Below are 24500 nucleotides of genomic sequence, written 5' to 3'. Positions count from 1 at the left end.
ACAGCCCTTTGCCTGTAGTCATACAACTTAGCCTCTCGTTACCTGTCTAATCCTGAATCTTCATCAGAGTCTCTTGCGGAGGATGATAGTCCACTATTTGTCGAAAGGCAATCCCTTTTTGCTCCATTAGCTGCTGTACCTTCCGCGTATCCTTTGGATATGGCCTATGATAGATAACTTCCACAATACCGCTATTGGCCAGCATGTTGGAGCAGGTCCAACATGGCTCATCCGTCACATATACAGTCGACCCTTCGCGGTCAGAGCGGTCTGTGAACAGTAGCAGGTTCTGCTCAGCATGAATTGTGCGGATACACCGCTGTTTCTTTACATGCTCCTCATTCCCGTCAACCATAACCAATTCGATTTCCTCCGAAATCATACAGCCAGCTTCCGAGCAATCTGGCACGCCAGAGGGAGCTCCATTATATGCAGTTCCGAGTAGCTTCTTGCCTTGTACCAATACAGCACCTACATGACGGCGTGAACACCTGGAGCGTGTAGATACCATATAGGCAATATCCATAAAATACGTATCCCAGTCTTTTCGTATCGTTAAGCTCATATTTATTCGCTCTCCTGTAACAGGAATAGATATACATCATCATCAAGTCAAGCCGTAATTACAGACCGACGTATGGCCTCATCTTCTCCAGCATTTTCGGACCAATTCCCTTCACATTCTCCAGGTCCTCAACTTGTCTGAAGGCACCGTGCCGTGTCCGATAATCCATGATAGCCTGTGCTTTTTTCTCGCCGATGCCCGGAAGCTCCATCAACTGATCGAGCGACGCTGTATTCACATTTATTTTGCCATCTGCAATAACATGAACACCCTGCTCTGTAGGAGATGCTGCCGTTATCGTAGCCGTGTTCTGTACAGCTTCTTTCGCTCCCGCCGCTTCACCAACTACCATAGACGGAGTCGGGTGCTCACCCTTATCAGAATTATTGCCTTCTTGAGCTTTTGGTTCTATACGCTCCCCGGCAGTATTCATGGTTGAGGTTACCGACGGAGTAACCGAAGTGTTCTGCGACAGAGACTTGGCTTCCGCTACAGGCAATCCGCTGTCGGAGGATTGTTCAAGCTGCCGCTCAAGTTGCTGATTCAGAGGCTTCCATACTTCCTCATGTGGCTTCTCGCCTCCGGAGAATAAAATAAACCCACTGCCGAGTACAGCTAGTACAACAGCGGCTAATGTTGTTCCTCGCTTCAAGCCTGTCATCCTTTCTCGTCCTCATATGTAAGTTCCATCCTGCAATGCCCAGTCTATAGTCTGCTCCCTTTTTCAATCCAATCCTGAATTCCTTCATAAACGTGACATGTTGGCCAAGACTGGATGCATATACTCTGAAGAATGACTATGCCTACACCTTTACAGTATGAAAGGAGGACGTTGAACGATGAAAGTGGGATTTATCGGGACCGGAAGCATGGGAAGCCTGCTCATTGACGCCTTTATAGCAGCGGGTGCTCTCACACCGCAGCAAATCATGGCGAGCAGCCGCACCACGACTAAAGTCTTGGAACTAGCTGAACGCCATCACGGTCTTCATGTCTCATGGAGTAACCGTGAAACAGCCGACTTCAGCGATATATTATTTATATGTGTCAAGCCCCTTGAATACAAATGTGTCCTGGATGAAATTAAGGACCTCATATCTCCTGAACAAATTGTTATATCCATTACAAGTCCGTTACAGCTTGTTCATCTTGAAAAGGAGCTTCCAGCCAAAATCAGCAAAATCATACCCAGCATCACAAATCTCACCAGGAGTGGATCCTCTCTCTGTGTACACGGTGAGCGAATGAGTGAACAGGATTGTGCTGTCGTCGAGAAGCTGATGTCCTTCATCAGCAGACCCGTACGTATTCAAGAACAGCACACCCGTGTCGCTTCTGATTTCGCCAGCTGCGGCCCTGCATTCCTTGCTTACTTTCTACAGGAATGGATTCAAGCAGCCACAGACGCAACTGGTGTGGATTCACAGACACTATGCCTACTGGCTGGAGAGATGCTTATCGGTACAGGCAAGCTATTGCAAGAGGAGGGATTCACTCCCGCTGAGCTGCAAGCACGGGTGTCCGTACCTGGCGGCATTACAGCGGAAGCGCTCCGTGTCCTCAGCATGAGTCTGGACAGTGTATTTCCTGAACTGACCCGGACAACTCACGCGAAGTATGATGAGGATGTACAGAAGCTTGATGCGCTATTCGGCGACAGTTCCATTAACCAGCAACGATATTAACCAGCTTGGCTGGAACCGCGATGATCTTGCGAATCGTCTTACCAGCAAGCGCCTCTGTCACGGACTCCAGTGAGAGGGCATGCTCCTCCAGTCCCTTGGCATCCAGCTCCTTGGAGACCGTTGCACGCTGTACAATTTTCCCGTTGATCTGAATGACAATCTCCACCTCGGCGTCAATAGCCCAGGCTGCATCATACTGCGGCCAGGCCACATACGTGATGCTCTCTTGATGCCCCAAGCGCTCCCACAGCTCTTCAGCAATATGTGGAGCCAGCGGGGAGAGTAACTGCAAGAAGTTCTCCATCGCGGCACGAGGCAACGTTTCAGCCTTGTATGCATCATTGATAAAGATCATGAGCTGGCTGATGGCGGTATTGAAGCGCAGATGCTCCATGTCCTCCGTAACCTTCTTCACAGTCTTGTGCCATGTGCGTCTGAACTCATCACTGCCGACTTCGTCAGTAATCTTGTCATTCAGCTCACCAGCGTCAGTAATGAACAGACGCCATACACGAGAGAGGAAACGATGGATTCCCTCTACGCCCTTTTCATTCCAAGGCTTGGTAGCTTCCAGCGGACCCATAAACATTTCATATACACGTAATGTATCCGCACCGTAGGCGTTAACAATATCATCAGGGTTAATAACATTTCCACGGGACTTACTCATCTTCTCATTGTTGTCGCCCAGAATCATACCCTGGTTAACGAGCTTATGGAAAGGCTCCTTCGTCTCAACCACACCGATATCATACAGCACCTTATGCCAAAAACGGGCATAGAGCAAATGCAAGACCGCGTGCTCAGCACCGCCAATATACAAGTCAACAGGCAGCCATTCGCGCTGCTTCTCCTTGGAGACAAGCTCCTTATCATTGTGTGGATCAATGTAGCGCAGGTAATACCAACAGCTTCCAGCCCATTGCGGCATAGTGTTCGTCTCACGGCGTGCCTTCATACCCGTCTCTGGGTCAACAGTCTCTACCCATTCCTTCACATTCGCCAGCGGAGATTCTCCCGTTCCTGACGGCTTGATCTGCTCCACATCTGGCAGAACAAGTGGAAGCTGATCCTCAGGTACCGTCTTCATTGATCCATCCTCAAGATGGAGCACAGGAATCGGCTCTCCCCAATAACGTTGACGGCTGAACAGCCAGTCACGCAGACGATAGGTAACTTTACCAGTTCCTACGCCTTTCTCCTCCAGCCAAGCAATCATGGCTGCAATGGCTTCTTCGTTCTTCATGCCATTCAGGAATTCTGAGTTCACATGCTCTCCATCGCCCGCATAGGCTTCCTGAGTGATGTCCCCGCCAGACACGACTTCAACAATATCGAGATTGAACTGCTTAGCGAATTCCCAGTCACGTGTATCGTGCCCAGGCACAGCCATAATTGCCCCAGTACCATAGCCAGCCAGTACATAATCAGCAATCCAGATCGGGAGCTTCTTGCCGTTAACCGGGTTAATAGCATAAGCTCCTGTGAATACACCCGTCTTCTCCTTGGCCAAATCCGTACGTTCCAGATCACTCTTGTGCGCTGCCTTATCCACGTATTGCTGCACCGCATCCTTGTATTCCGCTGTAGTAATTTGCGCCACAAGCTCCTGCTCTGGAGCCAATACGCAATAGCTTGCGCCGAAAAGTGTATCCGGGCGAGTCGTAAATACTGTCAGCTGTGCATCATGTCCATCGATAGCAAAGGTAACCTCTGCTCCTGTGGACTTGCCGATCCAGTTACGCTGCATGTCCTTGATGCTCTCGGACCAATCAAGCTCCTCCAGATCCTCCAGCAGTCGCTCAGCATATGCTGTAATCTTCAACATCCACTGACGCATCGGCTTACGAATGACCGGATGACCTCCGCGCTCACTCTTGCCGTCGATAACCTCTTCATTTGCCAACACCGTGCCCAAGGCTGGACACCAGTTCACCGGAACCTCAGCCACATAGGCCAAGCCCCGCTTATAAAGCTGAATGAAGATCCATTGTGTCCATTTGTAATAGTCCGGGTCCGTCGTACTGAACTCACGATCCCAATCATACGAGAAGCCCAGAGACTTAATCTGACGGCGGAAGTTATTGATGTTCTTCACGGTAATGTCCCGTGGATGCTCTCCAGTATCCAGTGCGTGCTGCTCAGCAGGCAGACCGAAGGCATCCCAACCCATAGGGTGAAGTACATTGTAGCCCTTCATCCGCTTGTATCTCGATACTATATCTGTAGCTGTATACCCTTCTGGATGGCCTACATGAAGCCCTGCGCCTGAAGGATACGGGAACATATCCAGTGCGTAGAATTTAGGCTTACCAGCCTCTTCTCCGGTACGGAAGGTATGGTTGTCCTCCCAATAAGTCTGCCATTTCGGTTCAAGCTGCTGTGGCTGATAGCCGTGCTTCGGCTGTGTCGTGTCGCTCATCTTATTTCCTCCTCCAACAATGTACACTTACTCTTGTCGCATGACAGGCCGTACTCACTGAAATTCAGAAGAAATTACGTCTACCGACGTACTTTCCCTGAAGACAGACCTCATTTAGCGAAAATTTTTCTCGATGATCGAGTGGTTCAGCTCCACTGGGAACCTTAAATACTCTATCATCTATAAAAAAAACCTCTACATCCCTAGCGTGTTCAGCGCTAGGGACGAGAGGTTGAATTCCCGTGGTACCACCCTAGTTAGCGTCCAGCGTGCTTCGCTGTTCGCTCCCTTTACACCTGATAACGGCGGTGCGCCGATACGATTTACTGACTGTGCACAGTGAAAATCTGTGCCTGCGTTGACCGTATATCTCCGAGGCGAGTTCATTCATTACTGACAATCGACTTGCACCATACGCCGACTCTCTGCTATGTTCAGTGTGAATTACTAATCCTCATCATGGATTACCTATGCTATAGTGCCTTACGTTAGAAGCACTAATTTTCGCCTTATTATAGTTGAAAAGTATCCATAAAGTCAATCAATTCAATCACTTTACAGCAACAAAGAACAGACGAGCCGTCTCTTCATCCGGCTGCTTCCATTCGAAATCCGCATACATATGTACTTCACGGAACCCTGCCTGCAGGAGTGCACTCTTCATCCAATCAGGATCATAGGCACGCTGTAGATGAATCTCCTCGAACCGCTGGTACAGATCCCCGCGCTTGTCTTCCGTTCTGGCAAAAATGCTCAGATGATGCTCGATCTCGCAGGTAGCCTCCTCCAACTCACAGGTCCATATATAAGAAATGGATTTATCATCCAGCACAAAGGGCTGCTCTTCATCATAACGCCTGAACGTACGGGGATGGTGCACGTCAAAGAGGAATGTGCCGCCTTCCTTGAGACCAGCATAGGTCCGGGCAAAGGTAGCACGAATATCATCCTCCTGCAGCAGATAGTTCAGGCAATCGCAAAAGGATATTACCGTATCAACTGATTCTGGAAGCGTCCAATCCCGCATATCCTGTTGCAGCCAGCGAACACTCCCTTGCCTGAAGAGACGCTGTCCTTGCGGGGTGTTCTCCATCTTCTGCCGAGCTACGGCGAGCATATCTGAGGACAAGTCAATTCCCGCAACCTCGAAGCCAGAGTGGACCAAGGGAATCGTAATGGCACCCGTACCGCAGCCGAGTTCGGCCACAGTGTGGGGCATTCCATATCGACCCCAGGCCTCTCTAGCAAAACGAAGCCAGTCCGGATAAGGCATATCCTCCATTAATTCGTCATACACATAGGCAAATTTTCGGTATGAAGCCATATTACACCGCACTTTCTATACCCTCTCCAAGCTGTTGTCTTGGGGAGCTTCATTTCGTTTTATTGGCATTCATCATAAGGAAGGCCCAATCCTCATATCAGCGCCGTCAAGTTCAAATGGTGCTTCAGGATGAACCGCTGATTCTACAGCATTCCTCTGCCTGCACATTATTCGCACTTCATGTCAACAGCTGATATTTCAGATCGAGCCTAAAATAAACAATATATTATATCTCCTGTATGACAGTGACTGCGTAACCGTAAGTTATGAATCCTGCCCTTTGCCTTCCTTCTTCGGCAGCCTGTCCTTCAGGTAAGTCCAATTCTCCTCCTGAACGACGATGCCTTCTTTCATGAGCTTGCCGATCGCTCGCTTGAACGCCGATTTACTGATTCCAAACCGTTGCTTGATGATATCCGGAGGGGTCATATCGGAATACGGCATACCGCCACCTGGACGTTCCTTCAAGAAAGCAAGCAGGCGTTCCGAGTCTTCATCCCGGCCAATTTCCTTGCGTGGAGCCATAGCCAGATTAACTCTTCCATCCTCCCGTACGTGTGTAACCCGTACCTTGACCTGCTCACCAAGACGAAGCAAGCGGCTCCGTTCGGAGGAGTGGATCATACCAATGGCTCCGAATCCAAGCACCCCACCATCTACCAGAACAAAAGTCCCCATCTGTAATGGCTTGTACACGGTAGCTTCGACCCAGGTATTCACCCAGGACTGAGGGGCATGGAATGCCCGCGGTGCCAGCTCTTGCTCACCGGCTAGCTTTGCCCGTAGACGCCCCTGTTTGTCATGCTCCATAATCGCGAATACATAATCACCGACCTTCGGATGAAGATCCTTGTTCTCAGGTAGTTCACGGATTGGCAGTAACAATTGGCGTCCAAGGCCCATCTCCAGGAAGCAGCCCAGGCGCGGATGAATATCCGCCACCTGTAGCTTGGCCATCTCGCCTAACGTCAAGTAAGGCTTTTTCATCGTTGCTGCAATACGATCTTCCGTATCATAGAAAATAAAGACGTCCAGACGCTCCCCAATCTCAATCTCGCGGGTCAGCTCTGTGTAATGCAAGAGCACGTCCTGAGCACCAACGCTTAGAAAATACCCATAAGGGGAGACCTCACGGTCTACCATAATATTGGCATAGGTTCCAGCTGTCAGCATCATACGGTCTCCACGACTTTGGCATCTGACCAGAGCCGCTCAATATTATAATATTCGCGTTCGTCCCGGTGGAACACATGTACGATGACATCGCCAAGGTCTACCAACACCCAACGTGCTGAATCCATACCTTCTATTCCCTTAACTACGCCTCCTGCTTGCTGCGCTTGCTTCTTAATCTCGGTAACAATCGCCTGCACCTGAGTGTCAGAATTACCGTGGCAAATCACAAAATAATCTGCTACAAGCGAAATTCCACGCAAATCCAGTGCTACGATATTCATTGCCTTCTTATCATCTGCCGCCGCTACTGCAAGCTGCATGATTTGATCCGCTGCTACTGCCATTCACACGCCTCCAATAATCATTTATTGATGTACTGCTTCATACCTAAACGCCTAGATGCCTGAATCATATATCCAGCCAACAGTTTTCTTTTATATTACTTTGAAAACGAACACATCCACATATTCATGGACTATCGTTCAATACACTCGATAGCCATTAGTTATCATTGATTATCCGTTATGATCTTTAACGGACTTAAGCTGGAGCAGTAGGTCATTCCGGGTCAGCACCGTCTGCGGATAGATAACTTTCCCTTGCTGCAGAAGATGTGAGATGGTGCTATCCAGTCCAGCTACGAGAGCCTCCTCCAGACTGTGCTCAGCCAGCTCACGAATCTGTTCCACACCTGGAAAGTCACGACCAGGCTCCATATAATCAGCCAGACAGACGATCTTGTCCAGCAAGCTCATTCCAACACGGCCTGATGTATGCCAACGTATGGCATTCAGCACTTCGGAGTCCTCTACGCCATAGTCACGGCGGGCTACGATATAGCCTACCTCGGAATGCCACAGCTGCTTCTCATGCTGCAATAGCTCCCGGTCAGCCTCCGGACTGTCCATAATGACAGCCTCCATGTCCTTGACTGGCCAGTATTTGGCTACGTCATGCAGGATCGCTGCCAGCTCCGCCTTCTGTGCATCTCCACCATAACGACGGGCCAACAGGACAGAGGTCTCCATAACTCCAAGGGTATGCTGCCAGCGCTTCTGGGGCATTTGCTCTGAGACCTTCTCCATTAGCTTCTCACGGCTGTAATTCATACATACGCCCCTTCCTTATATATTCATACACGGATTCAGGGATCATATAACGCACGGAGTGCCCTGTCGCAAGTCGTTCCCGAATATCTGTAGAGGAAATATCCACGACTGGCATATCGGCAAGTAGAACCTTGTTATGCAAGAAGGGAGGTAGTGAATCCAGCGCCAGCTCAAACCCGGGTCTTCTGAGCCCGATAAAAGTTATTCTGGAGGCCAGCTCCTCAATTTGCTCCCATGCCGCGAGATAATTCACCATATCCGCTCCGATGATGAAATAGAAGTCCTTGTCAGGATGAAGCTCCTGTAGTGCCCGAATGGTATCGATCGTGTAGCTTACTCCTCCACGTCGAATCTCCAAATCCAGCACCTCAAATGCAGAATTACAGGCCACAGCCTCCCGTGTCATAGCCAGACGTTGCTCACCAGTTGCCCCTGCTGCATGCTTGTGCGGTGGAATATGAGAGGGCATGAACCAGATTTGATCTAGTGCGTAGCCATCTCTCGCCGCTTCAGCAGCCAGCATATGACCGATATGAATCGGGTCGAACGTCCCGCCCATTATACCGACTTTCATAGCATCACCTTTGTCTGTCATCTAGTTCAGTATTTAGCATCATTCGATTTATCACACTTATGGCAATAGGTAGACGAACAAGAACTCATTTGGAGCTACATATTGCTGATTGGACAACTCGTGGGATTGATGCAAAATTACTCAGTTAGGAAGCTGGATCTCCTTGTGATCACGGGATTCCTTATACAGAATAATCGTCCCGCCGATGATCTGCACGAGCTCTGCTCCTGTGCCTTCGACCAGTTCCTGAGCGATATCCTGCTTATCATCCAGACAGTTATTCAGAATGGATATCTTCATCAGCTCCCGCTTCTCAATGGCATCATTGATATGGCGGAAAAGATGCTCGTTGGTTCCCCCTTTGCCGACCTGAAAGATCGGATCAAGGTGATGCGCCATAGAGCGCAGATATCGCTTTTGTTTACCAGTTAACATAATTATTGTACTCCTTCATAGCTTCGTCTGCCTCCAACAGTTGCCCTGGACAGACTGCTTTTCATTTAAGCTTTTTACACATATAAGCACAGCCTTGTACATGTAGATCATACAATACTTTAGCTATCACTCAGTCTGGTTGCCCAGAGATTGTAGCAATGCCTCACGCATATGAGGAATCGACGGAGTCTGTCCGAGCCAATGCTCGTAGGCAATCGCCCCTTGGTAAATGAACATCCCAAGACCACCATGCGTCTTGCAGCCACGCCTCTTGCTCTCCAGCAACAAACGCGTCTCCAGCGGATTGTAGATCAGATCACTGACCACAATTCCCTCAGGAATCCATTCAGCCGGAAAGGGTAGCTCGTCTATAGCTGGATACATGCCTACAGAGGTTGTATTGATCAAAACATCGACCTTGCGGACAAGCCGCTCAGCGTCCTCTAATCCGTAACCCTCTACCTTGACAGCTCCGTTCCACTCTGCTGCGAGGCTCGCTGCTTTATCCACGGTCCGATTCACAATATATACGGTATCCGGCTGCTCTGCAACCAAAGCATCTAGTACACCTCGGGCGGCACCACCAGCCCCGAGCATCATGATCTTCAGCCCCGACAGCTGGGCTATGGCCTCTTCCTTCAATGATCTTACGTAGCCGACTCCATCCGTATTGTACCCCTTCAGGCGTCCCTGCTCGTTCACCACGGTGTTGACAGCACCAATCCGTCTGGCTGCTTCATCCAGCTCGTCCAGGTAGTTCATGACCTCCACCTTGTGGGGGATCGTTACATTCACGCCTCGGAAGCCTTGCACCCGTATGTCACGCATTACATCACCAAGATGTTCCCGAGTCACATGAATAGCAATATATTCTCCCGGTATGCCAGCAGCGTCCAGGGCCGCCTGATGCATGAGCGGAGAGCGAGACTGTGCAATCGGATCTCCTAATACACCCAGCTGGACACGATGCTCCTGCCCCGACTCCATAACCCTTTTCTGCATACCATAGCCCCCTGCTTTGCCAGTATCATTTCTGTAATGCTTATTTATCCTGATCATTTATCTGATCATTTATCTTCATCATTTGTCTTCATCATTTGCCTTGCTCAGCTAAACTATGACTGTGAACCGTCTTATATCAATGATGGTCGCATCAGCACACGGATTCCTCGCGGCGCATGAATAGCCACTACAGCACCGCTGCTGCCGTTTACCTTAATCCATCCCAATCCCGAGATGAACAAGTCTACATCAGCACCCTTAGGTACTCTGAATTCATGTCTCGTCCAAGCAGGCATCTCAGCCAATTCAGCCGTATGGGGAGGAGATAGCATCTCACCCTTATGGGTAGCATACAGCTCATCCGCTCGCTCCAGCTTCGTCCGATGAATCTTCAACGCACCTGAGATATACGAGGTGAACGATTGATGCACACCCTCAATGAAATCAAAACGAGCCATCGCGCCATAGAACAGCGTCTGTCCCGCATCAAGCTGATACACAGCAGGCTTAAGCGGCTTATCCGGCATAATAGCCCCCAGATCGCGCTTCGATACAATCTCGCTGAACCGCCAAGGATACACAATCCCTGGAGTATCGATAATGTAATGACCATCATCCAGCGGAATGTTAACCATATCCAAGGTTGTGCCTGGATAGCGTGAGGTCGTCAACTCCTGCTCCAGATCACTGTAATCCTTAATCAATCGGTTGATTAAGGTGGACTTACCCACATTCGTTCCGCCTACGACATACACGTCTCGATTACCGCGCTGCTCGGCAACAGCCTCAAGCAGACGCTCGAAGCCCTGATTCTTCTTGGCGCTGCACAAGACAATCTCGGAGGTGCGAAGTCCCTGCTCCTTGGCTTGCTTTTGCACCCAGTTACGCACCTTGTTCCAGTTGGTTACCTTGGGCAGCAGATCAATTTTGTTAACTGCCAGAATAACTGGATTACTGCCTACAAAGCGTTGCAGACCAGAGATCAGACTACCTTCAAAATCAAACAAATCAACGATGTGAACGACTAGCGCATCCTTATCACCAATCTTGCTAAGCAGACTCAGGAATTCGTCCTGGTCCACAGCCACAGATGATGCCTCATTATAGTTCTTGATACGGAAGCAGCGCTGGCAGATTACAGGCTCGCGCTCCATGGTCTTCTCCGGAATATAACCCGGAAGCTCGGGACTTGCAGATTGCAAAGCAATTCCGCAGCCGCTACAGCGCAGCTTAACGTTGTCCCTCTTGGATTCTGTCATTTATTCTTTTCCTCCTCAAGCCAAATCCCTTTCTTACGTAGCTGTGTCAGGGCAATCCGCTCCAAGCGCCGATTGATGCGTGTCGTCCAGCCTTCATCCTGTTCGGAAATAGGCAATACGAGGACAGTGTGCAGCTTCATGCGGTTACCGCCGAACACGTCTGTCATCATCTGATCGCCTACCATAATGGTCTGCTCAGGTGTTAGCTCCATCAGCTTCATCGCTTGGCGGAATGCCTTGTTCGTAGGTTTTCTTGCGCCATGAATGAATTGGATATCCAGTGGCGTAGCAAATAGTGATACACGATTCAATTTATTATTGGACACAATAATAAGCTTGAAGCCGGCCTTCTTCACCTTCTCGAACCATGCAATGAGCTCGGGAGTTGCGTTAGGTGCTTTGGCTCCTACAAGCGTGTTATCCAGATCCGTGATAATACCACGGTATCCTTGGGCGTATAGTCCCTCTAGATCAATGTCAAACACTGTATCTACCCGCAATTTGGGCATGAACAATTCAAACAATTCGGTCACCTCAGCTTCATACGACAAACTATACCATATTACGGGAGCTTAGTAAAAAGCCGCTTACGAAGCGTAAGCGACTCCTCACTTGCTATCCATTCACATCTGCTTGATGCGCATTGCTTCCAGGAGGACCTGACTGTCTTCCTGCTTTCCGAAGCTGGGCTGCGTATACGCGCACCAAGCGCCAATCGTCTTCAGACACCTGTGCGGGGCTGTATCTGGCTTGCTCGAACAGCTCCAGCAGCTTATTCAGCGTAACCGTAAGCTCCGCTGACTCAGACTGCCAGCGATGGACGGCTTCCCTCAGCGTATCGCCACGCTGGCGTCCATAGCCTCTGCGCTTCATATAACGTAGCCATCGCTCCGTCTCTACTACTACTTTCTCGGCAGCATTCAGCGGACGTCCGAGCCGGACATGAAGCATGTAGAAATGTATAAATATCCGGTTGCGCCATAGAATGTACCCTGCCCATAATACCAGCACAGCAACTGCCACCCAAACGATGCTTTGCGGAATGCTTGTCTCATTGTTTTGGTTAGCAGGTGTCTCCTGCTGCGGCTCCTGAACCTGCTCCTCTTCCTCCAGCTCTGGTGCCTGAACAGGCTGTGAGTCCTCACTTTGCGTCAGCAACGGCATATCAAACCCAGGTGTAGCTTCTACTGGTATCCAGCCATACTCTTCACCAAAATAGACTTCTGCCCAGGAATGGGCATCTGCATTCGTTACAGAATAAGCGATCATATTCTCCTCTTGAGACGCAGATGCAGCTTGCTCGTTAAAGGTAATCTGGCCTGGGGCATATCCCTTCACCCAGCGGGCAGGAATCCCCAAGGACCGTGACATCATAACGATCGAGGTCGAGAAATAATCGCAGTAGCCTTCACGAATATCGAACAGAAAGCCTTCCACAAAATCCTCACTGTTGCTACGCGACAGATCCGGATTGTTCGTGTACGTGTAGTTTTGCTGCAAATATTGCTGCAGAAGACCAACCTTCTCATATGGTGTATCTGCTGACTCGGTAATGGTCTCTGCCAGCTCGGTTACACGGTCGGGGAAGCTCCCGGGCATTTGCAAATATTCTTCAAGATCACGATTGCCATAGAGCTCACTAAAGCTCTTGGAGCGGAGCTCCCGCTCCGGAATAACAGGTACCTGGGAGATCAACGTATACGTCCGTGGGTAACGATTCGTACGACGTGGAGAATTCCAGTGCAGCTCGCCTTGTTCTTCTTTCCAGCTAAGCCAGTCTGTATTCGTAGTGCCGTCTACCGATTCGACCCTGTTAATGGCAAAGGCACCGAACAGCACCGGATAGGAATTCTCATTCTGCATCATCACTGTCTGAACGACTGACTCTGTCTGGATCGAAGGAGTCTCCCCAAGTCCAAGCTCCTGGTTAGCCGCAACATCCTCAAAATCAGCCCGACTACCCGCATTGTCTGCCCAGCCAAGACCGGTATACACTCTCCGGCTCTCTCCCCTCCAGTAGCTGCGCTGATTGGTGATGACTGTCATAACAGGTGAGTAGTCAAAATTAAAGCCGCCCCCTAGACGATTGTCCTGACGGCTGTATCCGGATTCCGAATTCATCTGCTGTACTGGTGATCCCGTCACCCCATTCCCACCTGCCGTACCTGTACCAGACATATTTCTCCAGGCTGTATAGGGATCCATTAATGAAGGAGGAACCTCAGGCATATTAACGCCAGCCACAATGACCAACGAGAAAATTATCGCAATATTGGCGGTAATCTTGAACGGATAACGTCGCAAATTGCGCCAGCCCTGCGGGTAACGCTGTCTAAATTGCTCAAAATGCTTGGTCACAAGCCAGCCCATGCCGGCAAAAAATATCCAGGCCACTTCCTGCCAGAGCACGAAGGGTGTGAAGGAATCCAGTACCCCCAGAGCAACAATATTCAGACCGATAAAAACGAGAATACGCTTCTTATTTGTGACTAGCATCGGAATGAGCTCAAGTAGCAGCCAGGCAATCATCGCATACCAGATGTATGGGGTGACCATACCTGTAAAATATATAACCTGCTCCAAGGCATTCCCGTCACTCAGCATAATGGAGTAGTCACTTAACGTTCTGAAGAGGATAAATAGCAATGCAATTGCCTTCAGGAACAGCTTCCACCAGGAGCTGAAAGGAAGAAGTATATTGATGACTGCGACAGCAATCAACGTCTTAAGGACAATCGTGGTGGTCTCCTCAAACCATAATATAGAAGCAAAGGACAGCCACTGAAAGGAGATGACCATAATCCACAATATTGCAAAAGACAGATACCAATTCGACAGCATCAGTCTTACCCATTTATTCATCGTCCCCCTCCTCCCATCACAGCAGGTAACTCTTCAAGAGAGGATACTGTATAAGCCTTAATGCCTCTCATGCGTAATAATTCCTTCCACTCCTCTTGAGATGAGGTTGCACGAGAGCCTCCAACATGTACATAGCAGGGAATCATCCCGCGTGTGTCTGCCCAACGCAGCAGCTCCAATATCCGATCATCTGTACAAGGGCTAATCAGCACCATATACGACCCGGATGGAAGCAGATGAAGCTGCTTTTCCAAGGCAATCTGCAGGTCGCCATTCTCCTCCATGTCGACATCCACGAGATGCTGTATCATTTTCTGAATATCATTGATATTCTCACTTGCCGTGAACACCTTTAGTTCGTTACCTGCCACACCCAAGCCAATACGCATTCGCTCACGACCACCATAATCCAGCAGTGAAGCCGCGTAGGAGACAGCAAGCTCGAATTGATCTCTTGAAGCATAATGCGTAGCCAGTTGATCCAGAATTACGATGGTTTTCGGAATCGTCTCGTGCTCATATTCTTTGGATTTCCAGCTACCCGTTCGGGCTGTTGCATTCCAGTGAATACGCGATAGGCGGTCCCCATATACATAATCACGAACTCCGTTGATCTGAGTCGTCTCTCTGCGGGTACGAATGTGGGTGGATTGCTGGCCGGACCGTCTGGTCTTGTAGTCGTTCAGATCCCAGTGGGGAATGAACGCTGTCCGGGGAAGGACTCTGAAATCCCCCGGCACCTTAAGACGTCCCTTATTCTCCAAGAGACCAAATATATCCTCACTGACAATCTCGGTCTCTGCAAAGGAATACCTTCCCCGCTCCAAGGACGGAGTCTGATAGGAGAGCTGCCCCTCCCCTTTCATGGATGGAATAATACTTTCCTCAAAAGACCATGTCTCGCCTGTATGACGGTGCAGCACCTCTCTGACAATGACATAAGGCAGCGGCAAAAATCCAGGGATGCTGACATTGTGTCTGACATGCACCTGATCCCCCGCGTGAAGCAGATCATCATATTCCTCTCCAGAGGACAATCGCCGGACGCCTGTGGCACGACTTACACTACTGAGCCCCGAAATCCACAAATATAAGCCCAGCAACGTAATCATGGACAGCAGCATAAAGGATGTCTTGCCGCCTTGAAACAACACATAGAGGAGGCAGACCACCCAGATCAGAATAAAAGTACCTACTTTAGCGTTAATATAACGTAGCTTGGTACTGAATTTACCCGTGCTCATGTTCACAATCTCTCCAGCTGTACGGGCACCTCAACCTGCCGCAGGATCGAATGCAGCACAGCCTGCGAATTTGCGTGATCCATGCGGGCCTCAGGGCGCAGCAGCAAGCGGTGTGCCAGCACATAAGGAGCCAAGGTCTTCACATCGTCAGGAAGCACATAGTCTCTCTCTTGCAAAAAGGCATAAGCCTTGACAGCCATAACAAAAGATAGGGCGGCGCGAGGGCTGGCCCCGAGCAGTACGGCTGAATTTTCACGCGTCGAACGAACCACTCCCAGCAGATAGGATGCTACATCCTCATTCAGATAGACATCACGAATCTCGCGCTGAATGGCTGCGATCTGCTCCATATTAGCTACAGGCTCCAGTTTGTCCACTGGCTGGCCTTGCTGATGGCTGAACAGTAGATTTCTCTCTGTCTCTTCATCTGGGTAGCCCAGACTGAGCTTCAGCATGAATCGATCCAGCTGCGCTTCAGGAAGCATATACGTACCTTCGAAGTCAATCGGGTTCTGGGTGGCACACAGCATGAACGGGGATGGTAGTAGATATGTCTCGCCATCCACAGTGACGCTCCGTTCCTCCATAACCTCCAGCAGGGCAGATTGTGTCTTGGTTGTGGCTCTGTTAATCTCATCAGCAAGCAAAATATTCGTCATGACCGGACCGGGTCTGAAGTAGAATTTCTCATCCTTGGGGTGGAAAATGGATACCCCTGTAATATCACTTGGCAACAAGTCGGGGTTACACTGAATCCGTCTGTAATCGCCTCGCATGGACTTTGCCAATGCTTTGATCATCTGAGTTTTGCCAGTACCCGGCACATCCTCGATGAGTACATGCCCTCCCGCAAGCATCGCGGTCATGAGCAGCTGTATTTCAAAAGATTTACCTAGTATGCATGATTCTAGATTCGTACGGACTGCAGAGATCGTCTGCAGAGATTCTTGGCGAACGGGCATATAATCGTGTACCTCCTAAAATATCAACATGCAGTCCGTTCACAGGACGTAAACGATTCAACTGCTATTCTATTAAGGGCATTCATTAAATTTATTGAGTTTGTTGAGTTTATTGAAGTCATTGAATTCATGAGTAAGTGCATTAAGATGTTGGAATCTACGATATAGCTTCTATTAAAAGTAGTTTCTATTCATTATTGTACATGAACATGAAGCGAGAGTACACTTGCCACAGCTTCCAGTTTCCAGTATTCCTGTGATTTTCTCTATAACTATCAATTTCTCATATCTATGTACAATACCCAGTGTAGCTAACAGCAAAACACCCCGAAACTCTGCTCCGGGATGTCGGCATTCGCTTATTAGATGATGAGGCTTTTGAATTCACGACCTGATCTGCAGGTCGCCGCAGAAACCGATGTATACGACATGTAAATGTTATGTTCAGCTAATACAGCTTTATCCTTTGGGCCGAACGACCAATGCTGCCAGAAAGGAAAAGATTATCGCAGAGGAGATACCCGCACTCGTCAGGCTGAAGATGCCGGTAATAACCCCCATCCATCCTTGTGTCTCCAGCTCTGTCAATGCTCCGTGGACGAGTTGATTACCGAAGCTGGTAATGGGCACGGTTGCCCCAGCCCCTGCGAACTTAATTAATGGATCATAAATGCCTACTGCATCTGCTACTGCCCCCGCAACGACAAGCGAACTCATGGTATGGGCAGGAGTCAGCTTGAATACATCAATTAAGATTTGCCCCACGACACAGATCGCGCCGCCTACTAAGAAAGCCCATAAAAATTGCATATTATTGTCCTCCTGCTTCTAAAGCTACAGCATGTGCAACACATGGAATACTGTCTCCTTGCTGATACGAAAGTGGCGATAAGAGTGCTCCTGTAGCAACAACCAGCACTCGCTTTAGTTCCCCACGCTGCAGGCGCTTGAGCAGATGCCCATAGGTCACTACTGCTGCACAGCCGCAGCCGCTTCCACCCGCAATAACTTGCTTCTGCTTCTCACGATCAAAGATCATGAGCCCGCAGTCGTTAAATTCCGTCGCTTCGGTATCCATCCCATGATCCTTGAGTAATTCCTTCATTATAGGAAGACCCACAGATGCGAGGTCACCAGTCACAATCAAATCATAATCCTGAACACTTCTTCCTGTGTCTCGAAAATGAGAAAGAATGGTGTCTGCTGCTGCTGGGGCCATAGCGCCTCCCATATTGAACGGGTCCTTAATTCCCATATCCTGTACCCTGCCTATGGTCGCACAGTCAACAATTGCACCATTGCCGGTTGTACCAACGACGGCACAGCCTGCCCCAGTAACGGTATATTGTGCGGTTGGCGGCTTCTGAGAGCCATATTCCGTAGGATAGCGAAATTGCTTTTCTGCCGTACAGTTGTGACTGGAAGTACCCGCGATGGCATAATCTGCGCCCCCTGAATCCACAATAAGGGAAGCCAAAGCAAGGCTCTCCATCGAGGTGGAGCAGGCACCAAATACGCCCAGGTAAGGGATGCCAAGCTTACGTGCAGCAAAGGAACTGCTAATAATCTGGTTCAGCAAGTCGCCGCCCACAAAAAACTGAATATCATCCTTGGTCAGATTGGAGTTGACCAGAGCAAGCTGTGCGGCTTGCTCCAGCAAGCGGCGTTCAGCCTTTTCCCAAGTTTTCTCATCAATCTCAAGGTTGTCATACACATAGCTGAAATCTGCGGCAAGGGGACCCTCGCCTTCATCAGGGCCAACTACAGTAGCGCTTCCCGCAATCCGCGGACGTGATTCGAATTTCCAGGTCTGCTCACCCAATCTTTTCATAAATGATTGCCTCCTACACCTAGAGCTGCATAGACAAGTCCAATGATGAACGCAGCGACCACGCCGAATACAATGACGGAGCCCGCAAGCTTGAACATACTGGCACCGACACCAAGCACCAGACCCTCTGACCGATGCTCAATTGCTGCTGAACACATGGAGTTGGCAAAGCCCGTTACAGGCACGGCTGTCCCTGCACCCGCCCATTGTGCGAACTTGTCATATACCCCCATGCTGGTCAAAATGACGGAGATCAGAATCAAGACTGCAACGGTTGGATTTCCTGCATCTTTGGCCGTCATATCGAATCCGGCCATAAAAGCACGGAGAATGACCTGACCGATAAGACAAATAAAACCACCTACTAAAAAAGCACGGATGCAGTTCACCAGCACCTTTCTGGAAGGCTCATGCTTCTTGGCAAGTTGCTGATATTCTTCCTCGTGAAGAGTCAATTTCGGCTTGATCTGTTGTCCAGCATTGGAACGCCCTGTTTTCACAGCCATCCCCGCACCTCCTGTATCGTATTAAAATAAAGAACTAAAGGACAATCTTTCTCCATGTTCATTATTTGTCGAGGGAGGCCTTGTTATGATTGGTAATTTCGTACTGATCACCACTTCTGACAAGCGGATTCAGCATGGACATTTATACATAATGCTTTATACTTAAACATAATAACTATCCGGTGGTTAATTAATGAGGAGTGATTACATACATGGATCAGCACACTTTAGAGTTGTTCAGAACATTGACTGAATTCCCTTCTGCACCAGGGCATGAACGAGAGCTCAGAGCATGGGTAAAAGACAAGATGTCATCCTACACCAATGAATTCGTACAGGATCATCTGGGAAGCCTATTCGGAGTTGTAAGAGGCGATGAGGAAGGACCTCGCGTCATGGTAGCGGGACATTTTGATGAGGTTGGCTTCTTGGTCAACGGCATTACAGATACTGGCATGATCAAATTCCAGCAGCTCGGCGGCTGGTGGAGTCAAGCAGTCATGTCTCAGCGACTTCAGGTCATCACGCCAAATGGACCGATCGAAGGCGTTGTAGGCTCGACACCTACACACCTGCTCGATGATGCTGCTCGCAGCAAACCCGTTGAATTGAAGCACATGTATCTAGATATTGGTGCAGATAGTCGTGAGGAAGTAGAGGCTTTGGGGATCGTGCCCGGGACATCCATTGTTCCAGTAAGCAAGTTCACACCTCTGGCTAACCCCAAAAAAATAATGGCCAAAGCCTGGGACAACCGCTATGGTGTCGGCCTGGCAATTGAGCTGCTTGAGGCTGTACATAAGGAAAAGCTGCCAAACACGTTATATACGGGAGCTACTGTGCAGGAGGAATTGGGGCTGCGAGGAGCAAGAACGGCGGCCAATCTCATTCAGCCGGACATTTTCTTCGCACTTGATTGTAGTGCAGCTAACGATATGACCGGCGACAAAAATGCCTATGGGCATCTCGGTCACGGCGCTTTACTGCGCGTATTTGATCCTACGATGTTGACCCACCGTGGGTTGGTGGAATATGTGAAGGATATGGCGGATACGCATCGTATTAAGTATCAATATTTCATCTCTCCAGGTGGAACAGACGCTGGTCAGGTTCATTTAAGTGGTAAAGGTGTTCCTTCCACTGTCATTGGCATATGTGGTAGATACATCCATACTTCTGGCTCCATTATTCACACAGATGATTATGCAGCTGCAAAAGAACTGATTATCAAGCTTGTGAAGCATCTGGATCGCACCACACTCAATACCATCATTGAGAACTCCTGATCATGCCGAGATCATGAGACTTACACAGCCACAATGACCAAAGCCATGCTCCTGGCTCGTCTATCCTGAAAAAGGGATACGTGCCGCAGGGCATGGCTTTCGTGTGTTGTCACTACTCATTCATCAAACGGATCGAAAAATGTACGCGACTGTCACCAGTAACAGCGTCAGAGCAATGCAAATGTTCTCGACCCTGGCTCCCTTCTTCGTCCCTGTGCTCATCAGGCGGAAGCGAAGGCGCAGATTCAGGGGAGGTAGTGGCTTAATGCCATTATTGGTCAAGGAATCCGCAAGGAGATGCACTATATAGGCTATACCACCTGCCAGCCAGATGCTGTCTCCATAAGCGGCTGTCGTGCCATACAGCAGCCCTGTCCAGGCTACCGCTCCATAGAGCGTATGCGTCAGCCCACGATGAGGGACAATGGTGCAAATTACGAGCAGACTGCCCGCAATATAATTCCACGGACTATAGGCACCACCGTACCAGGCGAACCCCGCCCCTAGCGCAAACAAAATGACCTTCCGTAAGGAGCGGGAAGGAATCCACGCCACGATGGCCATAATCCCTGCCAGAATCCAATCCCATGGGTAGCTGAATACACCTGCCATGAACACAATCACAGCACCGACTAGTGTCAATATCTGTACCCAACGCAACAGCTTCCGTGGCATTGTCCTGCTAAGCAAGAGCGAATTCGGTTCATCAATATCCGGCAGCAAGGATCCAATCACAGCCGCTGCGGCAGCGGGCAATGTTACATCATAGCCTTGCAGCACAAGCACTGACCAGCTAACGCCAGTACCAATAATAATATGGGCTCTTCCCATCATGATGTCATGCATCCTCTCTATTCATCTGGGCAGCCACAATGTAAATAATGGATGTTACCGCTCCATTCCCTCATATATTGTATAGCAAGTTATCATAGGGAACAATAGTTCGCATTTCTTATTTTACTATCAGGTTCGCAGAAAGCTTATAAATTCTATCATCTTAATAAAAAGAGGCAGCGACACCCTTAAAGGGCTCGCTGCCTATCCATGATATGAACATTATAGTAGCTTTATCGTCGAATTAGATGTGTAGCTTCAACAGTGGCTGCTGAAGCTGAACCTGACCATCTGCGGCAGGCTTCACCTCTGCATAATCGGCCGAGTTCGTAATAATGACTGGCGTTACCGTATGATAACCAGCCGCCTTGATTTGCTCCAGATCAAATTCCAGCAGTAAATCGCCTGCCTTGACCTGATCGCCTTCCTTAATATAGGAAGTAAAATGCTGTCCATCCAGCTTGACTGTATCTACTCCGACATGAACGAGAACCTCTGCTCCTGTCTCGGAGACAACAGCCAGAGCATGCTTCTTCTTGAAGGCCACAGTAACCGTTCCATCGAATGGAGCCACTACCCGTCCTTCGGATGGTTCGATCGCAATTCCTTGCCCCATGGCGCCTGATGCAAACGCTGGATCTGGCACTTCAGACAGAGGTACTACTTTACCTTGGATCGGGCTGAGCACTTCTTGATTCGCACTGGCTACAGGAGCCGTCTGATTAGATGGCTCAACGGACTTGGTAGCCTTGTCTTCCTCTTCCACCGGATCTTCGAAGCCCAGAATATAAGTGAGCGCAGCTGAGATAATAAAGGATGCCGTAATACCCATAATCAGCCCCGGGAAGCCTTGTCCACCTGGTCCATAGAAGATTGGCAGCGTCAACAGTCCAGGTGCGCCGGAAGCGAACGCCTGTGTACCCGCTTGACCAATGATGGCACCACCGACAGCACCACCGATAATACCAGCGATGAACGGACGCTTCAGCGGGAGCGTCACACCATAGACAGCAGGCTCGGTAATTCCGAACAGGGCACTCAGTGTAGCGGAACCCGCCAATGTTTTGAGCTTCTTGTTCTTGGTCTTGAGCATAACCCCGAAGGATGCACCGGTCTGAGCAAATACAGATGCTGTTGCTGCAGGCTTGATGCCATCACGTCCATGAACAGCCACGTTGTTGATGAAGATCGGAACCAGACCCCAGTGTACTCCAAAGATAACGAGCAACTGCCAGCATGCACCCATGATCGCACCAGCGATCAGTGGACTGAAGCCGAAGGCAGCTACCAGACCGGAAGCAATAGCATTACCAACATACACACCGAATGGTCCAAACACGATCAGCGTAAGCGGAACCATGATTACCAGAAGCAGCAGTGGCGTGATGAAGTTCTTCACGCTCTCATGAATCAATCGGTTGAACAGCTTCTCCAGCTTGCACATTACAATAATGGCGATAATAATCGGAATAACGGTGGATGAATACGTCATCATAATGACTGGAATCCCGAAGAAATCAGTTGCTACACCTTCTGTTTTCAAAGCCATGATGGACGGATACAATAATGATCCGGCTATGGTCATTGCAATAAAAATGTTTCCTCCGAACTTCCGAGCGGTTGTAACCGCTAACAGCACTGGCAGGAAATAAAATAAAGCGTCAGATGTACCATACAAAATTGTATACGTGGTCTCTGTTGTCTCCAACCAGCCCAGATTGCTGGCGATCAGCAGCAAGCCCTTGAGAATACCCGCACCAGCCATAACTCCAAGCAATGGAGCAAAAATACTGGAGATGACATCGACGATAGCACCAATACCTTTAGCGGATTTGCCACTTGGCTCCTTAGGTCCGTCATCCAGCAGCTTGGTAATTTTGCCGATGGCGCTATAGACCTCAGGTACCTTGTTACCTACGACAACTTGAAACTGTCCGCCATTTTCTTTGACGGCAATGACCCCATCCGTTCTCTGCAGACCCGCCTTGTCTGCCTTGCTATCGTCCTTCAGTACGAAGCGCAGACGCGTGGCACAGTGTACGAGAGATACGACATTCTTCTCGCCACCTACCAACTCAATAATTTCCTTTGCCAGTTTCTCCTGACTCATGCTGTACACCCCCGTGTGTTATTAGAACAGGTGGAACCGATTTTTTGAGCACACAAAAAACCTAAGCCATTGGCGAGGGGACACATGTAGTCCTATTCCTCCCATGACTTAGGTTTTGCCTGCATAACCAGTAACAATCCCAGTTAAATCATTATTCAGTTCCTGTTAGACATATCGTAAACGACAGCCTCGAAGATTGTCAACAACTATTTTAAATTCATATAACATCCTGATAAAGCGCTATTTCAATCATTCGCAACCTCAGGACCGCGCGTAATCACTCGCTGAATATGAATCATCAGATACAGCTTTTCCTCGTTCGTAAGAACATGATTATACTCATTTTGGATAAAGACATTAATCTTCTCTACACAGGCTGCTGCCTCAGGATGCTTATCCCGAATGAGGTCATAGAAATGGTCATCATGGTTATCATAATGCGTGCCGTTGAATATCCGCTGCGAGAAGAATTTCAGATGCGTAATAAAACGAAAATAGCTTAATGATTCCTCATCCAGCTCCATTTTAAAGTGATATTTGGCAATATTCACAATCTGCTGAATGAATTTGGTAATATTCATAGTGGTCGCTACTTCTTCATTCATCTCCGCATTCACAAGATGGATCGCAATAAAGGCCGCCTCATCCTGAGGGAGCTCTACGCCCAGCTTATGCTTGATCTGCTCCAGTGTCTTGAGACCCAGATTGAACTCCTCTTTGTAGAGCTGCTTAATCTCCCACAAGAGGGCATTTTTTATCTCTATCCCCTGCTCATAACGTTCCATGGCAAAGTGAATGTGATCTGTCAGCGATACATAGATATTCTCATTCAGGTTCCGGTCCTGATCACGCTTGGCGTCACTGATAATTCCTTCCACAATCTCGATTAGCTCCAGCGGTACCTCACGTAGCAGCATCTTGAAATTATCGGTAGTCTGTTTGTTTTTCAGTGCAAATACCTTCTGGATCCGCGTCTCGTCAACCTGATCTCCTGGCTTCTTCTTAAACGCGATCCCACGTCCCATGATAACAGCCTCTGTACCGTCCGTCTGATATACGCTGATTACGTTGTTGTTAATGACTTTCGCTATTTTCATGCTGATCCCCCGTTCTCACTGCACCAACCGCCCCTTATTCACCTGGGTCTCGGGATACAAAAAAAACCTAAAGCAGGCCAGAATAAAACAGGCAATATTGCCGGTCCTCTGACAGCTTAGGTTTTGCCTACACAGTCAGCACCATGCATGAGAGTACGCATAATACCCGTATAGTAACAATCCCAATAATAAAGATGGATTCGCGTCAAGTATAGCC

The 24500-nt window shown here is 49.0% G+C and carries 23 protein-coding genes and 1 other annotated feature; of the genes, 2 read left to right on the top strand and 21 right to left on the bottom strand.

The window, feature by feature from the left end; translation table 11 throughout:
* Nucleotides 1-46: 46 nt before the first annotated feature.
* Both K331_RS0100195 and K331_RS32565 read right to left on the bottom strand, forming a co-directional pair.
* Entirely contained in the window at nt 47-565 is a 519-nt protein-coding gene (locus tag K331_RS0100195; RefSeq protein ID WP_018887964.1) for a deoxycytidylate deaminase, read from the bottom strand.
* 58 nt (nt 566-623) lie between these two features.
* Nucleotides 624-1217 carry a ComEA family DNA-binding protein gene (locus tag K331_RS32565; RefSeq protein ID WP_028588718.1) on the bottom strand — a complete coding sequence of 198 codons (594 nt, stop codon included), beginning with the start codon at nt 1215-1217 and terminating at the stop codon, nt 624-626.
* A gap of 187 nt (nt 1218-1404) precedes the next feature.
* On the opposite strand from K331_RS32565, the gene comER reads away from it, so the two are divergent.
* Entirely contained in the window at nt 1405-2250 is an 846-nt protein-coding gene (comER, locus tag K331_RS0100185; protein ID WP_028588717.1) for a late competence protein ComER, read from the top strand.
* Here the strand turns inward: comER and leuS are convergent.
* From leuS to spoVAC, 16 genes are all read right to left on the bottom strand, one after another.
* Nucleotides 2231-4672 carry a leucine--tRNA ligase gene (gene leuS / locus K331_RS0100180; RefSeq protein ID WP_028588716.1) on the bottom strand — a complete coding sequence of 814 codons (2442 nt, stop codon included), beginning with the start codon at nt 4670-4672 and terminating at the stop codon, nt 2231-2233. The two genes, comER and leuS, sit on opposite strands and share 20 nt — an antisense overlap.
* 217 nt (nt 4673-4889) lie before the next feature.
* Nucleotides 4890-5142: a binding site (T-box leader), on the bottom strand.
* Between the two features lie 80 nt (nt 5143-5222).
* Complete coding sequence (locus K331_RS0100175; protein ID WP_028588715.1) at nt 5223-5996, bottom strand: class I SAM-dependent DNA methyltransferase; 774 nt, start codon at nt 5994-5996, stop codon at nt 5223-5225.
* Nucleotides 5997-6260: 264 nt separating this feature from the next.
* Nucleotides 6261-7172, bottom strand: a complete 912-nt coding sequence (locus K331_RS0100170; RefSeq protein WP_025680340.1) for a CvfB family protein — start codon at nt 7170-7172, stop codon at nt 6261-6263.
* Nucleotides 7169-7516 carry a ribosome silencing factor gene (gene rsfS, locus K331_RS0100165; RefSeq protein WP_018887970.1) on the bottom strand — a complete coding sequence of 116 codons (348 nt, stop codon included), beginning with the start codon at nt 7514-7516 and terminating at the stop codon, nt 7169-7171. The genes K331_RS0100170 and rsfS overlap by 4 nt, the downstream gene beginning before the upstream one ends.
* 171 nt (nt 7517-7687) lie before the next feature.
* Entirely contained in the window at nt 7688-8281 is a 594-nt protein-coding gene (yqeK, locus tag K331_RS0100160; RefSeq protein WP_028588714.1) for a bis(5'-nucleosyl)-tetraphosphatase (symmetrical) YqeK, read from the bottom strand.
* Nucleotides 8265-8855, bottom strand: coding sequence for a nicotinate-nucleotide adenylyltransferase (gene nadD / locus K331_RS0100155; protein ID WP_028588713.1), 591 nt, complete (start codon nt 8853-8855; stop codon nt 8265-8267). The genes yqeK and nadD overlap by 17 nt, the downstream gene beginning before the upstream one ends.
* A gap of 141 nt (nt 8856-8996) precedes the next feature.
* Nucleotides 8997-9290, bottom strand: coding sequence for a ribosome assembly RNA-binding protein YhbY (gene yhbY / locus K331_RS0100150; RefSeq protein ID WP_028588712.1), 294 nt, complete (start codon nt 9288-9290; stop codon nt 8997-8999).
* Nucleotides 9291-9416: 126 nt separating this feature from the next.
* A complete protein-coding gene (aroE, locus tag K331_RS0100145) occupies nt 9417-10292 on the bottom strand; it encodes a shikimate dehydrogenase (RefSeq protein ID WP_156897598.1) in 876 nt (291 codons plus the stop codon).
* Between the two features lie 131 nt (nt 10293-10423).
* Nucleotides 10424-11551, bottom strand: coding sequence for a ribosome biogenesis GTPase YqeH (yqeH, locus tag K331_RS0100140; protein ID WP_028588710.1), 1128 nt, complete (start codon nt 11549-11551; stop codon nt 10424-10426).
* Entirely contained in the window at nt 11548-12075 is a 528-nt protein-coding gene (locus tag K331_RS0100135) for a YqeG family HAD IIIA-type phosphatase (RefSeq protein WP_018887976.1), read from the bottom strand. Before K331_RS0100135 ends, yqeH begins: the two co-directional genes overlap by 4 nt.
* Nucleotides 12076-12166: 91 nt before the next feature.
* Complete coding sequence (locus K331_RS0100130) at nt 12167-14413, bottom strand: transglutaminase TgpA family protein (protein WP_028588709.1); 2247 nt, start codon at nt 14411-14413, stop codon at nt 12167-12169.
* A complete protein-coding gene (locus tag K331_RS0100125) occupies nt 14410-15657 on the bottom strand; it encodes a DUF58 domain-containing protein (protein WP_028588708.1) in 1248 nt (415 codons plus the stop codon). The genes K331_RS0100130 and K331_RS0100125 overlap by 4 nt, the downstream gene beginning before the upstream one ends.
* A 2-nt stretch (nt 15658-15659) precedes the next feature.
* On the bottom strand, nt 15660-16619 hold the full coding sequence (locus K331_RS0100120; RefSeq protein ID WP_028588707.1) for an AAA family ATPase: 960 nt from the start codon (nt 16617-16619) through the stop codon (nt 15660-15662).
* A 459-nt stretch (nt 16620-17078) separates the two neighbouring features.
* Nucleotides 17079-17429, bottom strand: coding sequence for a stage V sporulation protein AE (spoVAE, locus tag K331_RS0100115; RefSeq protein WP_018887980.1), 351 nt, complete (start codon nt 17427-17429; stop codon nt 17079-17081).
* Between the two features lies 1 nt (nt 17430).
* Nucleotides 17431-18450: a stage V sporulation protein AD gene (spoVAD, locus tag K331_RS0100110; RefSeq protein WP_028588706.1), complete on the bottom strand. Its 1020-nt coding sequence runs from the start codon at nt 18448-18450 to the stop codon at nt 17431-17433.
* Nucleotides 18447-18956: a stage V sporulation protein AC gene (spoVAC, locus tag K331_RS0100105; protein ID WP_028588705.1), complete on the bottom strand. Its 510-nt coding sequence runs from the start codon at nt 18954-18956 to the stop codon at nt 18447-18449. Before spoVAC ends, spoVAD begins: the two co-directional genes overlap by 4 nt.
* A gap of 212 nt (nt 18957-19168) precedes the next feature.
* Between spoVAC and K331_RS0100095 the strand changes: the two genes are divergently transcribed.
* Nucleotides 19169-20242 carry a M42 family metallopeptidase gene (locus K331_RS0100095; protein WP_018887983.1) on the top strand — a complete coding sequence of 358 codons (1074 nt, stop codon included), beginning with the start codon at nt 19169-19171 and terminating at the stop codon, nt 20240-20242.
* Between the two features lie 123 nt (nt 20243-20365).
* Here K331_RS0100095 and K331_RS0100090 read toward each other — a convergent pair whose 3' ends face one another.
* The 3 genes from K331_RS0100090 to licT form a co-directional block, all read right to left on the bottom strand.
* Nucleotides 20366-21076 (bottom strand): metal-dependent hydrolase, encoded by a 711-nt coding sequence (locus tag K331_RS0100090; protein ID WP_028588704.1) that lies wholly within the window; start codon nt 21074-21076, stop codon nt 20366-20368.
* 244 nt (nt 21077-21320) lie between these two features.
* Nucleotides 21321-23186, bottom strand: a complete 1866-nt coding sequence (locus K331_RS0100085) for a beta-glucoside-specific PTS transporter subunit IIABC (RefSeq protein ID WP_028588703.1) — start codon at nt 23184-23186, stop codon at nt 21321-21323.
* Nucleotides 23187-23431: 245 nt separating this feature from the next.
* Nucleotides 23432-24283: a BglG family transcription antiterminator LicT gene (gene licT / locus K331_RS0100080; RefSeq protein ID WP_028588702.1), complete on the bottom strand. Its 852-nt coding sequence runs from the start codon at nt 24281-24283 to the stop codon at nt 23432-23434.
* Nucleotides 24284-24500: the final 217 nt, after the last annotated feature.

The organism is Paenibacillus massiliensis subsp. panacisoli DSM 21345 (assembly GCF_000426545.1).
In the GTDB taxonomy this organism is placed as follows: Bacteria; Bacillota; Bacilli; order Paenibacillales; family Paenibacillaceae; genus Paenibacillus; species Paenibacillus panacisoli.
This window is presented reverse-complemented; position numbering and strand designations above follow the sequence as displayed.